We start from the raw sequence: 15,757 nt of genomic DNA on the forward strand, positions 1-15,757 counted from the left end.
GACATGCGCTTCACCGGCATCATCCCCGCCGTCACCACCCCGTTCACCGACGACCTCCGGATCGACGAGCCGGCGCTCGCCGCCAACGTCGACGTGCTGCTCGCCGCGGGCATCGAGGGCATCGTCGTCAACGGCACGATGGGCGAGGGCGGCTCGCTCGACCGCGACGAACGCCGGCGGACGGTCGCGACCGTGGTGGAGCGGTGCGCCGGCCGCATCCCGGTGACCGTCGGCGTGTCCGCGGGCTCCACGGCGCTCGCCACCGCCTACGCCGCCGACGCGCGGGAGCTGGGCGCCGACGCGGTGATGTCGCTGCCGCCGCTGCTCTACGCGGGCGACCTCGACGAGATCGCGGACTTCCTCGGCGCGGTCGCGGACGCCGCCGCCGGGCTCCCCGTCATGGCCTACAACAACCCGCCGGCGTCGGGCACGGACCTCTCGGCGGACGAGTTCGTCGAGATCATCGCCCGGGTGCCGGCGATCGGCGCGGTCAAGGAGTGCTCCGGCGACGCGCGGCGCATCGCGGCGCTGGTGGCCGCGGTCGGGGAGCGCGTGGACGTGCTCGTCGGCGGCGACGACTGGGCGCTCGAAGGCCTCGCCGCGGGGGCGACGGGCTGGGTGAGCGGCGTCGCGGTCGTCGTGCCCGAGGAGTGCGTGCGCCTCGTGGAGCTGGTGCGCGCGGGCGACCTCGTCGCGGCGCGCGAGGCCTACCTGCGCCAGCTCCCCCTCGCGCGCTTCGACATGACCCCGAAGCTCGTGCAGTACTTCAAGGCCGGGATGGACGCGCTGGGCACGGGCCGCGGCGGACCGTCCCGCCCGCCGCGCGGCCCGCTCAAGCCTGCGGAGGTCGAGGCCCTCGACGCGGCGCTCGCGCTGCTGCGTCCGCGGACCCCGGCCGCCGCCGCGTAGGCGCTAGCAGTTCCCGTCCGGGCCGCAGGCCTCTCCGCCGGTGACGACGGGGATCTGCGGCTCCGGGCGGCCCTGGCGGAGGAGCTCGAGGAGGATCTCCGGGGCCTGAGCGCCGGACGCGGCGATCTTGCGGTCGACGACGAAGAACGGGACGCCGGTGATGCCGAGCTGGGACGCGGTGCGCTCGTCGTCGCGGACCTCCTCGGCGTAGCGCTCGGTGAGGAGCGTCTCGCGGACCTCGTCCTCCGGGAGACCGACCTCGAGCGCGAGCCGGGTGAGCGTCTCGTGGTCGGAGACGAGCTCGCCCTCGGTGAAGTACGCGCGGAAGAGGCGCTCCTTCATCGCGTCCTGCTTGCCGTGCTGCTCGGCGAGGTGCACCACGCGGTGGCCGTCGAACGTGTTGCCGCCCTGCGACTGCTCGAAGTTCATCTCGAGCCCGTCGCCGGCGGCGGTCGCCGCGAGCTGGGCCTGCGACGCGACCATCTGCTCCCGCGAGGTGCCGTACTTGCGGGCCAGCCGCGTCGCGACGTCGTCGTCGTACCTGGCCGGCGCGCCCGGGTCGAGCTCGAACGAGCGCCACGTGACGGTGACCTCGTCGGCGTGCTCGTACTGCGCGAGCGCGGCCTCGAACCGGCGCTTGCCGACGTAGCACCACGGGCACGCGATGTCAGACCAGATCTCGACGTTCACGACGACACTCAACTCCGGGGAGGTTGCACAGACAACTACTCCATCGGAGAGTAGCGCGAGATCGCCACGATCACGGCCGGCTCCTCCCCCGGGTTGTGGAGCGCGCGGAGCGGCACGCCGGCGAGCCACAGCAGCGCGCCGGTGCCGAACCGCTCCCGCGCGCCGCTGACGCCCTCCAGCTCCACCGCGCCGCGCTCCACCCACACGAGCGCGTCGCGCCACTCGGCGTCGTGGAAGGCGCGCGTGGCGTGCGGGTCGAGCGTCGCGGTGCGGCGCTCGAACGCGGTCACAGCGTCCGCGGGAGCCCGAACGCGTCCATCGCCTTGCCGCTGAACGCGACGACCTCCCGGATCAGGCCGTGGTCGATGCTCAGGACGTCGATGGCGAACAGCTCCGGCCGCTCGGCGCCTGGCTTGAGCACGTAGTTGACGACCGCGGGCTGGCGGTTCGCGAACGTGAGCGTGCACACGAACTTGCCGATCTCCGGCGAGCCGAACCCACCCTCGACCCAGCCGTCGACCACCGTGTCGCGGCCGTGGTAGGTGCCGGTCTGCGGTGGCATCGAGAACCGCAGGTCGTCGTGGAAGAGCGCCCTCAGGCCCTCGACGTCGGCCTCCTCGGTGGCCTGCATGTACCGCCGCAGCAGCGGGTCGTCCGCGCCCGCGCCGTCGGCGGCGCTCCAGTCCGCGCGCTCCGCGGGCAGGTGCTGCTGGAGCCCGGCGCGCGCCCGCTGGAGCGCGCTGTTGACCGCCTGCGGCGTGGTCTCGAGCAGCGCCGCGCTCTCCTTCGCCGACCAGCCGAGCACGTCGCGGAGGATCAGGACCGCGCGTGCCTGCGGGGTCAGGTGCTGGAGCGCGACCATGAACGCGAGCTCGATCGTCTCCCGCGCGACGGTCACGGCCTCGGGCTCGAGCAGCCGATCCGGGTACGGCTCGATCCACAGCACCTCGGTCGCCATCTCGCCCGTGCCGACCACCTCGACCGGCGTCGGCTGTCGCGGCCGCTTCTCGAGCGCGTCGAGGCACGCGTTCGTCGCGATCTTGTACAGCCACGCGCGCAGCGACGCGCGGCCGGCGTACGTCTCGCGCCGCCGCCACGCGCGCAGGAACGTCTCCTGCACGGCGTCCTCGGCGTCCTCCAGCGACCCGAGCATCCGGTAGCAGTGCACGTGCAGCTCCCGCCGGTGCCTCCCGGCCGCCGCCTCGAACTCCGCCCGCTCCACCGTCGCCTCGCCCATGTCCACCATCGTGCCTCCTCGAGAGGGTTGTCGCACGTGTGACGGCGCGAGGCGCGTTTCCTCATCGCGGTCGCAACGCAGCGACCTCGCGAAGCAGTCCTTCGTGGGTCATGCCTTCGACGGCGAGGTCGTAGGACATGTCGAGCAGCGCAGCGAGACGCTGCTCCCCCAAGCCGCGAGCCAGGAGCGCGGCCGCATCGTTGGCCGCCCGGATGACGACGTCCGTGCTCTCGTTCGCCACGAACGCGGCGAGGAGCTCGCCGACGTCCGTGCCGACGAGATCGAAGTCCTCGTGGAAGTAGCCGCCCAGCAGGTGCCGCAGTCCGTCACCGAGCACGGTCCTCACTTCAACATCCCTGTGTAGATGTGGTAGCCGAGGTCGGACGTGTCACGGCGCAGGACCAGCTCAAGCTCCTTCGCGGGCTGGGCGACTGCCGCATCTCGACGAAGCACCGTACCGATCTCGTTCTCGAACGCATGTGGGCCGAAGGGCTTCGTGCTGCCAGGCTTGGACTTCGCGAGCCAGAGCTGGATCTCAGAGTCCTTGGCCATCAGATAGGCGCTCGTCGCCGACTCAGCCGTGCCGCGGTTCGTGAAGGTCGAGACCATCTTCTTCTTCGGCTCGTTCACCAGCCGACTCCGAAGGTACCCGTCGCTCTTGCCGACGTGCTTGGCCATCAGATGCCCGCTCGCGTCGCTCATCCCCGCCTCATGCGCCGGGAGGCCGACACGCCCATTACGCGCAGGAGCAAGCCGCGTCGACGGCGCCTTGACCCCCGCGATCGGACCGAAGTGCTGGAACATCTCCATGGCCAGCTCGAAGCCACCCGGCCGATGGTCGGGGTCGTCACAGCCGCAGGCGAGCTGCTGGGGTGAAACCCACTTTCGCGAGCCCTTGATCTGATCGAGCAACGACCGGTTGGGGTTCTCGATCTTCACCGGCTTCGCCGATCCCACTTCATTGGGCATCGGGACACCGCGGGCTTGCTCGTCCAGCGCGACCGCCACGGCCTCCCGCGCTGCCGTCAGCTTGGGGTGGTTCTGCGGCAGTACCGAATGCGTCTGCTGCGAGGCGGGAACCGCCCTGTCGGTCGTGGTCGGACGGCTCTTAGTGTCGCGCGGCCCGCCGACGCTTCCGCCGCCGTCGATGCCGTAGCTGTGGCCGTCGAACTCGACGTTGGTCACGGGGTTGCCGCCCGCGAAGGCGTAGCGGTTCTGTGTGAGCAGGTCCGCCGTGAGCGCGAAGTCGCCCGCCGCCGACGCGTAGAGGTCGCGCGAGAGGAACTGCGCCCCACCCGGGCGGTAGCCGCGGGCGTGCATGTCGTAGGAGTCGGTCCCGCTGTCGGCGTAGAAGCCCTGGAAGCGGAACGGGTTGTCGCTCGCCTGCGTGGAGAGGCCGAACCGCGTCTGGTCAGTCTGGCCGCTCTCGTTCTCGTCCCCGTCCAGCGAGCCGTACGGGTCGTACTGGTAGCGGTCGGAGGACCGGATCGTGCCCGCCGCCTCGGCGCCGTCGCCGTCCTGCTCGAGACCGATGACGGAGCCGTTGGCGTCCTTGTCGTATGCGTAGAACCGGTTCCCGCCGCGCGAGGACTGCTGCCCGATCCGCTCGCCGGTGCTCGTGTAGTCGTACGCGAACCGGGTCTCACCGACGGGCGTGCCCCGCGGCGACTCACGGGCGAGGAGCTCAGTCGTGCCCAGGTAGGTCAGATCGCGGTCGGCCCCACCGGTCGTCATGACCTTGGTTCGGTCCCGCCGGTCGAGCCCGTCGTAGTAGACCGCCGTGGGATCGTCCTCGCCGTAGCCCGAGGCGAAGATCTGCCGGTTGAACTCGTCGAAGCAGTACCGGGTGACGCGCTTGCGTCCGGCCGGCAGGTTCGCGGCGTCGTCGTCGCGACATTGCTGCGGCGTCTTGCTCTCGCGCGGAGGCTCCCCGAGCGTCACCGGCTGGCCGGGATCCGTCGAGGACGCATCGTGGTAGACGCGCTGAACGTTACCCGTGTCGTCGTACCGGTAGCTCTGACGGAGGCGGACGGTGGTCCCCGCGACCTGGTCGCGGTCGTTGACGCGGATCGTGTCGATGCGGCCGCCCGGGAGGCTCATCCGCGTGTCGACGGTGACGCTCTCGTCGATGTCCGGCGTGTCCGGATCGTCCTGCGCGTCCGCGTCGTCGGGGCTGATCTCGCGCTTGCGGGTGACAGCGCCCGTCTCGTCGAGCGTGTACCGCGTCACCCACCCACGGCGGCTCTCGCGACCGCGGTCGGACGGCCGCCGCCAGTACACGAGCTGGTCCCGCGCGTTGTAGCGCAGGTACGCGTCGGCCGGGTCGTCGGGGGCCGTCCGCGCGCCGCGTTCGTCGAGCGTCCGGTTGCCGTTCGCGTCGTAGGTGTACTCCTGCGTCTCGGTGTCCCCCGTCTCGGGGTCGCGGGACCGCTCGGTCTTCTCGCCGCGGACGTTCCACTCCCACGTCTCCCGGGTCCCGGTCGGCCGCACCCGCAGGCGGAGCTGCCCGCCGTCGAACCAGCGCGTGCTGGTCGTGCGGTCCGGCTCGTCGTCGCCCGTGTCGTCGCCGTTCGCCGCCGTCGGATCGACACGCATCGAGATCTCGCGTCCGAGCGAGTCGTGGACGAAGGAGGTGGAGCGCCGGACGTCTCCCGTGTACTGCTTCTGCGGGGAGCCGTCCGGGTTCGTGACGGGATCGCCGCTCTCGTCCACGACCGGCTCGAAGTGCCCGTCGGTCCGGCGACGCTCGAGGTCCCCGGTGAACTGGTCGTACAGGAACTCGACGTCGTTGCGCTGCGAGTCGCCGGTGGCGTCGGTCTCGTCGACCTCCGTCTGGCGCTCTGCCGCGTCGCGCCCGTAGAGCGTGATGCGCGACTGGTTGCCGCTCGTGTCGCGGTCGACGTCCTGGTCGACCACCCGCACGAGGGAGCGGTTGCGGTTGTAGAAGTAGTCGTACCGAAGGCTGGTCGTGCCGCCCTCGTCGTCCGGGCTCTGATCCACGCTGCCGGTGCGGCGCTTCACCTCGCCGTTCGGCCAGTACGTCCAGCGGATGTTGCGGTGCGCCGTTTCGTCGCTACGAGGCTTGGCGCTCCACCGCGTCTGCTGACCCTGCTCGTCGTAGGCGTAGGTGACCTTCGTCTCCTCGTTTGGCCGCAGGCCCTGCAGGTCGTCAGTGCTGGACGTGATCCAGCCCGCCGCGTCGTACGTGAAGAGGGTGCGCCCGGCCGGGCTCTCGCCGACCGTCCGCGGACGCAGGATCTCCGTGACGAAGCCCCGCTCGTCCTCCCGGACCCAACGCCGCTCCGCGGGGTCCTCGCCGCCGCGCCACGGCACGCGCTCGAAGACGAGCAGGTCGTTCTCGTCGTACGCGTACGCGTGCGCTTCCTCGGACGCCGCGGTCATGTTGGCGCTGAGGTTCGTGCCATCGTCCTGCGACTCCGGCATCCCGTCGCCGTCGAGCCCCGCCGGTCGCACGGAGCGCCGCAGGTTGCCGTTGGCGTCGTACTCGGTGACCGTCGTCCGCTTGACGCCGGCCTGGTCGCCGGCGCCCTTGATCGTCGTCTTCCACGGCAGGCCGCGCGCGTCGTGGATCACCTCGGTGACCTGGCGCTTCCCGCCCTGCTCGACGCTCGGTCCGGGTGTCTCCGTGCGCTGGAGGTTGCCGTCGGCGTCGTGCTCGTACTCCCACAGCAGGTCGTGCGCGGCCTCGTCCGGCACGTCGACCTTGCGGGCGACCGTCTTCAGCTGCCCGGCCAAGTCGTACGTCGAGGTCGTCGTGTAGAGCGAGGCCACCTCGTTCGCGACGTCGTGGGGGCGGACCTCCGTCGTCCGCTCGCCGACGCGGTTGTAGCCGTACGTGCGCGTCAGCGCGATCGGGTTGGTCTCCGTCACGAGCTGGTCGAGCGAGTCGTGCGTGTAGGTGAACGCGTGGTCCTCGCCGCGCGGCGTCTGCCACCGGCGCAAGTTGTCGTTGACGTCGTACGCGAACTCGGTGACCTCGCTGAGTCCGGGCGAGTCGGGATCGCTGGGATCCGCGCCCTCCGTCGTCTGGGTGATGCGTCGGTCGTAGCCGTCGTACGTGAACTGCGTGTCGACGTCGATCGCGCTGGCGCTCCCGGCCGCCGGCTTCCAGTCCTCGCCGACCTCCGTGAGGTTGCCGTTGGCGTCGTACGAGAAGTCGTGCTCGATGTACTCGGAGCCGCTGCCGACCATCCACTTCTTGAGCGCCACGCGCCCCGCGGGGTCGTACTCGATCGCGCGGTCCGGGCGCTGATCGCCGGCCGTGAGGAGCGGGTCCACGATCCGCGTGAGTCGCTGCTCACCGTCGTACTCGAACCGGGTCGTGCCGGCGGGCGGGAGCCAGTACGGCGCGGGCGCGCGATCGACGGTGCCGAGGTCGCCCTTGCCGAGGCTGTCGGGCTTGCTCGGGAGCAGCCCCGACTGGAGCGCGTTCGCGCTGCGTCCGCCGCGTTCGACGAGCGCGGGGCCGCCCGGGACGACCTCGGTGTCGGCGACCTCGCCGCCACCGTAGCGCCCTCCGGGCTGCGGGTTGCGCTGGCCGGCGCCCCAGTCGAGCGCCCACCACGACGGCCGCTCGGTCTCGCGCAGCTCGCCCGTGTCGAAGAACTCGTTGTCGAACGTGAAGCCGCGTGCGTCCTGGATCTGGAGCGGATCGCCGACCTCGTCGCGGGTGTAGGTCACCTGCCACGGCTTGTCCGGCCGGCCGCCGTACTCCTCGCCGTCCCACGGAACCGTGCGTGTCTCGAGGAACCCGGCCGCGTCGTACGTCATCGTCGTCGTGAAGAGCGCGCCGTCCGCGAGCGGCTCGTCCTTGCAGGAGGCCGCCGACTTGCCCGCCATGCCACGCGGGGTGGTGATCGAGGTGACGAGCCCGTCGGCCTGGCGCCGCCAGCACGTGATGCGGCCGAGCGGGTCCGTCTCGGTGAGCCGGCGTCCGAGGTCGTCGTAGGTGAACGCCGTGAGCCGGTCCTCTGCCCCGTTCTCGACCGTCACGGAGGCGAGGTCGTCGGTGTCGTTGTAGGTCCACCGCTGCTCGCGGTCGTTCGCGGTGGAAGCGCCCTTCGCGTGCTCGACCGCACGAACGCGACGGTCGAGCAGGTCGTACTCGAACCCGTAGCGGCGGTCGACCGGGTCGGCGGCGTTGGCCAGCGCCTCCGGGACCGCGACCGGCTCCTGGTACTCGGTCGGCATGCCGGCGTTGTGCGTCCGCGAGTTGCGATTCGGATCCGCGACGCCCGTCACGTTGCCGAACGCGTCGTGTGCGTAGGACCTGACGCGGTTCACGACGTCGCCGGCGCGGTTCGAGAACTGGACCTCCGCCTGAGGGAGCCCGCGGTGGTCGAGGCAGTACGCGGTCACGTGGCTTCGCGCGCCCACCACGTCTGGGCTTTCGCACATGAGCGGGACGCTCATCGCGAGGTTGGCCGCCGCGCTTGCGCTCCACGTGGCCTTCGGCTCGGCCTTCACGATCACGCGCTGCGCACCGTCGTGCACGAACCGCGTGACCTCCCGTCCGCTCGAGCCAGGCCGATCGATCGCCGTGCGCGCGCCGTCGGCGTCGTACGTGATCGTCGTCGTCTCGTCCTCGCCGTCAACGATCTGCGTGGGGTTGCCATTGCGGTCGAACCTGCGCGTCCGCGTGATGTACACCGGGTTGTCGTCTGGCGACTCCGGCGCGGAGAGCTGCGGGATGCGCTCGCTCACCAGCCGATCGAACGCGTCGTACGTCAGCCGCGTCTTGTACGGCGCGTCGCCGTTGCCGGCGACGTCGGCGATCTGCCCCCGCGGGTCGACGATGTGGGTGGTGTTGCCCTGGGCGTCGTACCGGTAGGCCGAGACGCGGTTGCCCGGCTCGGTCACGACACCGGGCAGGCCCCCCGAGTCGAAGTCCGTGTACGTCGTCCAGCGGCCCATCTCGTCCTGCTCGCCGGTGACGACGCCGCCGGTCCCGTAGGTCGTGTCCATCGTGGCCCCGGCCGGCGTCTTCGTCTTCGTGACGTTGCCGGTCTGCTCGTCGATGGTGAAGTCCCACCGGCGGCCGCCCGGCAGCTCGATCTTGTCCAGGTCGGCGACGAGCGCGTCGTCCGGGATCGTCCCGCCGGGCGCGTCGTAGCCGAAGTCCCATGCGCGACGCTGGAAGCCGGGCTGACCCGCGGTTCCCACGGTGACGGTGCGATCCTCCAGGACCCCCGTGACGGGTGCGTACGTCATCGTCGTCACGCGGTCGAGGGCGCCGTTCTCCTCGGTGACGCTCGCGACCTTGTGGTCCGCGCTCCAGGTGAGCCGGGTCTCGCTCGCGCCTTGCCCCGGGACCGGCGTCGCGTTGCCCGTGCCGTCGATCTCGCTCGTGCGCTCGCGGACGACCGTCGGCCGACCGCTCGTGTCGAGGTCGCTCTCGCGCGTGAGGTGACGGGTTCCCGTCGTCTGCTCGTGAACGGTGAAGCGCGTGGGCACCGCACCGGCGGCGGAGTACCGCATCACCTTCTGCGCACCGCCACGCTTGACGATCCTGGCGACACGGCGTGGCGCGGGCGTCGCGCCGCCGGCTCGTGGTTCGTAGGCCAGGCAGGTGGACGCTTGCTCCTGGCCGTCGACGACCGGGACGATGCGCGTGAGCTGATTGACGTCGCCAGGGCCCGGTGACGCCGGCGCGACACCGCTTCCGCACGGGTCCGCCGTCGCGCCTGCCGGCTCACCGTACGAGAACCGCGTGACACGCCCGGCGACCGAGTCGCTCTCGTGCGCTTCGCGGAACTCGGTGAGCTGGCCGGCCGCGTTGTAGGCAAGGCGGTACGCCCGCCCGGCGGCGTCGGTGATCTGCCGGACCCGCGCGGGAGGTGCGAGCGTGGACGTCGACTCGACCAGCGTCGTCGCCCGGAGGCCGAAGCGCCCGCTGACCAGGTTGGAGATCGGCTCGCCGTCGATGACGTAGTCGAGCGTGACGCGGCGAGCGCGCTCGTCGCCAGCCGTCGCCGGGTCGTCCTGTGGCGCCCAGGTCGGCTGCCGGACCTCCACGAGGCGCAGATAGCACGCGCGGAGGGCCGGAGAGGTGACCCGTCCGATGCTCGTGGTGGGGTCACAAGCATCGCCGGTGGCGGCGTCGATGGCGGCGTACACGTAGGTCGTCGTGTTGCCGTTGCGGTCGATCGTGCGCCGGAGGTAGCCGCGAGCGTCGAACTGGTGACGTACGCCATCCGGACGGAGGAGCTCCCAGTTGAAGTTGGCAGGATCGGCCAGCTGCGCTGCGGTCCCGACGTTCGGAAGGAAGGTGGCGTTCGTTCCGCGCGGGCCGATGTACCGCAGGCGCATGTTGACCCCCGCCGGGGACTGCCACGCCGTCTGGCCCGTCACTCGGGTGAACGTGTGTCGCGTTCCGTCTGCATCCGTGAGCGTGACGCGCACCAGAGAGTCGCCCGGGAGCGTCGATCCAGGCCGGAGGTAGCCGAGGAAGGTGTTGGCGTAGGCGTAGTGGGGCCAAGGGGCGTTCGGGCCGATCATCAGTTCGATCGCCGCAGCGGTGGCGACGCCGCCGAGCGGCTCGTTCACGCGCGTCGCGCCGCCGACCGAGAGCGAGAAGCCCTGCCCGGCGTCGTCGTGCGCAAGGCCCGTCATGTCGTCGGTGAACGCCGCGTTGTCCTCCGTCGAGGAACCGAGCACGGGAACCCGTCCAAGCGTGCCACCGATCACCCCACCGCGCTCCTGGCTGTTGTACGTGAGCGTGACCGGAGCGCTCAGTCCCCGGCCGCGGTTGACCGTCGGAACGCTCTGCCAGACCGCGTTCCCGGTCTCGCCGTTGACGAAGACGGTCTGCTCTCCGCCGACGTCGGTCTCGTCGAGGTCGAACCACTCCTCCAGTCCGAGCTTGGCCCGATTCCCCGGGCGGACCGCCGCGACGTGGATGATCCACTGCTCCCTCGTCGCCGAGCCCTGCTGGTTGCGCGCCTCGACGGTGACCTGGTAGCGACCCGGCGCGGCCGTCGGCAACCCGGAGTTCAGCGAAAGCGTCGGGCATCCTGACGAGCAGAACTGCTGGGACCGCGGCGCTCCGGTCGGGACGACCCCATCTGGGGTCTCTGCCGTGCTCGCCGCCGGGGCGACCCACCACTTCACCGATGCGACCGATGTCTCCGCATCCGAGGCTGTAACAGCCAGCCTGGTGTTGGGTACCAGCGGGCTGCTCCTGACCCCCCCGGACACCGTCAGCGTCGGCGCGGTCGGATCGATGATCGTGAACGAGACCCGGGCAACGGTGCTGGCGTGGCCGACCGCGTCGAACGCCTGCGCCGTGATCTCGTGGACGCCCGGACTCAGGGAGGTGGTGCTGAACGTGTGGGCTGCGTTCGAGAGCGACTGGTTGCAGCCGCCGTACGCGTTGCCGCACGCGTTGCCGGGGAGATCGTGCTGCTGGCCGCCGTCGACGGCGACGCGGATCCGGGCCACGCCGGAGTACGCGTCGTGCGCCGAGAACGTGAGCGGGATCGGATCGCCCTTCGCGAGGTTCGGGTTCTGCGTGATGGCGCCGCTGATCGTCGGCGTCGCCGGACCGGACCAGTCCGTGCGGACGGTGGTGTAGTGCGGAACCGTGGTCAGGCCCACCGCATCGGTGCCGCGCACCGCGTAGATCTGCTCGCCCTCACGGTGCTGGAGGTTGAACGTCGTGCTCGCCTGGTACGGGCAGGAGATCGCCGTCTGGTTGACGGCGTCGGCGATCACGTTCGCGTTGCAGCCGGTTGACGCGGTGCCGTGCACCCCGCCTGGGCCGTCCAGGCGCACGTCCGACATCCCGAGGCCGGCGTCGGTCGCGACGATGGACACCGACTGCGTCTGCGGATGCGACCCCCACGCCGGCCCCGGCATCCCGCCGGGCGCGTGCGCGACTGGGTTGTCGGAGTCGGTGATCACGACCGCCGCGCCGTTGATGCGCAGCAGCGCGGTTGCGTCGCTCTGGCTCGCCGCTCCGGCGAAGAACCGCGCCACGAACAGGTTGCCCGCCGGCGCTGGGGCCGGCGAGACCTGGTGGACGCGGTACTGGTCGTCGAAGTCGAAGCCGCAGTGGGTCCACGGCCCGGGGTAGTCGGTGGGGTCCTGGACGCCGGCGTCGAAGACGCTGCCCAGCCAGTTCCAGTTCGCGTCCTGGAAGCCCTGCTGAAAGCACATGCGCGGCCCGCCGCCACCGTTGCGCCAGTAGATGTTTCCGAACTCGCCGCGATCGATGCGCGTCTGCCCCGGCGCCTGGAAGTACCACTGCCCCCAGCTGAACTGGGGGTAGAAGTTGTTCGCGATGTTCCACGTCTGCAGGCCGCGGCCGTAGCCGCTCACGACGCCGTAGTGGAACGCCGCGCCGACCTGCGTGTAGCCCCAGCCTTTGAAGTTGAGGCCCGCGTTGTGCGTCCAGTAGCGCTGGTCGATGATCACCGCCGGATCGACCAGCAGCGGGTACGCGATGTCCGCGTCCTGGTGATCGACGGTGAGGGCGACACCCTCGGGCGTGATCTCCAGCCCGACCGGGAAGGCCTCGCCGTCGGCACCGCGTGCGACGGGCGGCGTGATGGTCGCGATCACCTGATCGCCCCGCTTCAGGGTCGCGCCGTTGCCCTCCTGCGAGGGCACGATGTCGGTCCCTTCGGGCCGGTCGACCGAAAACGCCAGCCGCTCCGGGCTGCTTGCCGAACGCAAGACGTGGAACGTCTCGACGCCGTCCGGCGTGGTCGTTACGGAGTAGTCGGTGTCCGTGGCGATGTCGGTCCAGGTGACGCTCTTGCCGAGCTTCTCCCCTGCGGCGGCTGTCGCAGCGTCGACGCCGACCGGGCGCAGGGTCACCCCGGCGGCCGGGAACGCCACGCCCGCTGTGACGTCGTCGGCGACGGTCAGGTCGACGAGGCCGGTTTCCGGCTCGAACCCCTGCGCCGTGTTCACGAGCGTGGCGTCCGTGGGCGCAAGCTTCCCGTCGTCCCCGGGCGCGCGGAGCGGGAACATGCTCTGCAGCACGTGCTTGCCCTTGCGATCGTTCTCGAGGATCGCGCCGTGGTCACCGAGGTACCGCTCGATCCGCTCGCCTTCGGCCGGGCCGGGTGCCTTCCACGCCGCCGTGGCGTAGACCATCGGGAAGGTCTGCTTCGCCAGCGCCCGGGCGTCCGCACCGCCGAGTCCGCGAAACGCCGTCCGCGAACGCTCGCGCGCGGCGCGGGCCTCGGGCGTGCGGCGCTCCTGCACACGGCGGTCCTCCTGGACCTTCGCTGCCGCGGCCATCTCACGCATCTGCCGCTCGACGGCGGCCTGCTCCTTGGCCGTCGGCACGTTCACGTTCGCCTCGGGCTTCTTGTCTGCGCCCGAGGCGGCGACGGCGCCGCCACCGACCGTGCTGAGCGCCACGAGCACCACCGCGAGCACGCGGAGGCGACGTGTCCGTCGTCCACCCCGCAGCTGCGGCGCCCCTGCCTTCTCGACCCGTGCCATGCGTAGCGCTCCCTGTCCCGTTCCCTGCCAGTCGCTGGCGGGGCAGCTTGACGTCGGCTCGTGCGCCGGGCAATCGTTCGAGTGGACCGTCCTCGGACACCGAACGGAGGAGACCCGACCGACCGAAAGGAGGAACGGACATTGGTGTTTCGCGATTGGGCCAGACCGTTTGCAAAAGCACACGTGTCCCACTTAGGCTGCCCAGCCGTCAGATGCCGAACGCCGTTGTCGCCGATCCGCTCCCGGCCGTCGCCGCGGGACTCGGTTCGCTCCTCGAGAAGCACCACTACACGCTCCTGGCGTGCGCCACGTCGATGATCTCCGCGCTGCGCATCGTCCGGGAGGCGCGCGCCGACCTGCTAGTTCTCGACGGATCGATCGCGGTGCCCGCGCTCGCCGCGGGCGCCCCGGACACGTCCCCATTACCACGGGTTCCGACGCTCGTGCTCGGTGGTGCCCTCGCGGGCGAGGAGGTGCAGGCGCTGATGCGCGCCGGCGCGGGCGGCGTCGTGGACAAGGGTCTTCCGGTCGCTGACCTCCTCCAGGCAGCCGAGGACGTCCGCCGCGGTGAGCGCGTGCTCTGCGCCGCGATGCGCGAGCGGCTTACGGAGGCGGCGATCGCGCCTGAGCGGCCGGCGGCGCTCAGCAGACCGTTGACGGCGCGGGAGATCGACGTGCTCGAGCTGATGACCGCCGGCGCCTCGACGGAGACGATCGCGAGCACCCTGCACATGAGCCCGACGACGGTGAAGACGCACCTGCGTAACCTCTACGCGAAGCTCGACAGCGCCAACCGAGCGGAGGCGGCGGCCCGCGCGGTGCGCCTTGGGCTGATCGCCTGAGCGACGGCGAGACTGGCGGGCGCGCCGCGGGCGAGTGCCTGGCGTTGATCGCGCGGCAACGCGCCGGATAGCGTCACGCCATGCGCGTGCGCCTCGCCGAGTTGATCGCCGCGCTGTCGCTGGCGACCGACCTCGGGCTCGGCCTGCCGCAGGAGCACGTCCTGCGGCAGACGCGCATCGCCCTCGGGCTGGCCGAGCGGCTGGGGCTCGGGCCGGACGAGCGCGCGGCGGTCTACCACGTGGCGCTGCTGGCGTGGGTCGGGTGCACGGCGGACGGGCACGAGCTGTCCGCCGCGTTCGGCGACGATCTCGCGCTGCGCGCCGGCAGCTACGGCGTCGACCGGACCGGGCTGCCGATGGTCGGCTACCTGCTGCGGCGGTCGCCGGGCGGGTGGCCCACGCCGGTCCGGGCACGGGTCGCGGTGGACGCGATGTCCGCGCACTGCCAGGTCGCGTCGAGCATGGCAGCGCGGCTGGAGCTGGGGCCGCAGGTCGAGGAGCCGCTGCTGCACATGTTCAGCCGCTGGGACGGGATCGGCGTGCCGGGGACGCCGCGCGGCGAGGCGGTCCCGCTCCCGACGCGGATCGTGCAGGTCGCCGACGTGTGCGAGGTCTACCACCGCGGCGGCGGCGTGCAGGCGGCGATCGACGTCGCGCGGCACCGCGCGGGCGGCCAGTTCGACCCCCGCGTCGCCACGGCGTTCGCGGAGTGCGCGGGCGAGCTGCTCGCCGACCTCGACGGCGCGTCGTCCTGGGACGAGGTGATCGCCGCCGAGCCGGGCCTGGTCAAGGCGCTGGCGGGGCAGCGGCTCGACGCCGCGCTGGAGGCGGTGGCGGACTTCGGCGACCTCAAGTCGCCGTGGTTCACCGGCCACTCGCGCGGCGTCGCCCGGCTGGCGGAGGGCGCGGCCCGCGAGTCGGGCCTGCCGGACGAGACCGCGACCGCGGTGCGCCGCGCGGCGCTCGTCCACGACCTCGGCCGCGCGGGCGTCCCCAACACCGTGTGGGACAAGCCCGGCCCGCTGACGCACGCCGAGCAGGAGCGGATCCGCCTCCACCCCTACTACGCGGAGCGCATGCTCGCCCGGCCCGCGGCCCTCGCCGAGCTGGCCGCGATCGCCGCGTGCCATCACGAGCGGCTCGACGGGTCGGGCTACCACCGCGCGTTGCCCGGCGCAGCGCTCTCCCCCGCCGCCCGGCTGCTCGCGGCCGCCGACGTCTACCACGCGCTGACCGAGCCGCGCCCGCACCGGCCCGCGCGGGAGCCCGAGCAGGCCGCGGGAGTGCTCCGGGACGAGGTCCGCGCCGGCCGGCTCGACGCGGGCGCCGTCCGCGACGTGCTCGCGGCGGCCGGCCACGCCCGGGAGCGCACGCGCGACACCGCCCGGCCCGCCGGCCTCACCGCCCGTGAGCTCGAGGTGCTGCTGCTCGTGGCCCGCGGCGCGACGAGCCGCGACGTCGCCCACCAGCTCGTCATCACCGGCAAGACCGCGCGCAACCACATCCAGCGCATCTACGCGAAGCTCGGCGTCTCGTCGCGGGCCGAGGCGTCGCTCTACGCGATGCGGCACGGGCTCGTCGACTGACCGGCCGCTGCGAGTTG

The 15,757-nt window shown here is 71.8% G+C and carries 8 protein-coding genes; 3 read left to right on the forward strand and 5 right to left on the reverse strand.

Translation table 11 applies throughout. The features are described from left to right. The first annotated feature begins 3 nt into the window (after positions 1-3). Entirely contained in the window at positions 4-909 is a 906-nt protein-coding gene (locus AC1UE5_RS20320) for a dihydrodipicolinate synthase family protein (RefSeq protein ID WP_482926937.1), read from the forward strand. 3 nt (positions 910-912) lie between these two features. On the opposite strand, the gene AC1UE5_RS20325 is transcribed toward AC1UE5_RS20320, so the two are convergent. The 5 genes from AC1UE5_RS20325 to AC1UE5_RS20345 form a co-directional block, all read right to left on the reverse strand. Continuing rightward, a complete protein-coding gene (locus tag AC1UE5_RS20325) occupies positions 913-1,599 on the reverse strand; it encodes a DsbA family oxidoreductase (protein WP_482926939.1) in 687 nt (228 codons plus the stop codon). A 35-nt stretch (positions 1,600-1,634) separates the two neighbouring features. Next, entirely contained in the window at positions 1,635-1,889 is a 255-nt protein-coding gene (locus AC1UE5_RS20330; protein WP_482926941.1) for a hypothetical protein, read from the reverse strand. Then, positions 1,886-2,836 carry an RNA polymerase subunit sigma-70 gene (locus AC1UE5_RS20335; protein ID WP_482926943.1) on the reverse strand — a complete coding sequence of 317 codons (951 nt, stop codon included), beginning with the start codon at positions 2,834-2,836 and terminating at the stop codon, positions 1,886-1,888. Before AC1UE5_RS20335 ends, AC1UE5_RS20330 begins: the two co-directional genes overlap by 4 nt. Before the next feature lie 61 nt (positions 2,837-2,897). After that, positions 2,898-3,182, reverse strand: coding sequence for a contact-dependent growth inhibition system immunity protein (locus tag AC1UE5_RS20340; protein ID WP_482926945.1), 285 nt, complete (start codon positions 3,180-3,182; stop codon positions 2,898-2,900). Continuing rightward, the gene (locus tag AC1UE5_RS20345) at positions 3,179-13,312 is read right to left on the reverse strand and encodes an RNase A-like domain-containing protein (protein ID WP_482926947.1); all 10,134 of its coding nucleotides are present in this window, start codon (positions 13,310-13,312) and stop codon (positions 3,179-3,181) included. The genes AC1UE5_RS20340 and AC1UE5_RS20345 overlap by 4 nt, the downstream gene beginning before the upstream one ends. A gap of 212 nt (positions 13,313-13,524) precedes the next feature. Here AC1UE5_RS20345 and AC1UE5_RS20350 point away from each other — a divergent pair, with 212 nt between their 5' ends. Continuing rightward, complete coding sequence (locus AC1UE5_RS20350) at positions 13,525-14,154, forward strand: response regulator transcription factor (protein ID WP_482926949.1); 630 nt, start codon at positions 13,525-13,527, stop codon at positions 14,152-14,154. Between the two features lie 80 nt (positions 14,155-14,234). Then, positions 14,235-15,740 carry an HD domain-containing phosphohydrolase gene (locus tag AC1UE5_RS20355; protein ID WP_482926951.1) on the forward strand — a complete coding sequence of 502 codons (1,506 nt, stop codon included), beginning with the start codon at positions 14,235-14,237 and terminating at the stop codon, positions 15,738-15,740. Positions 15,741-15,757: the final 17 nt, after the last annotated feature.

This window comes from Parviterribacter multiflagellatus (assembly GCF_056863265.1).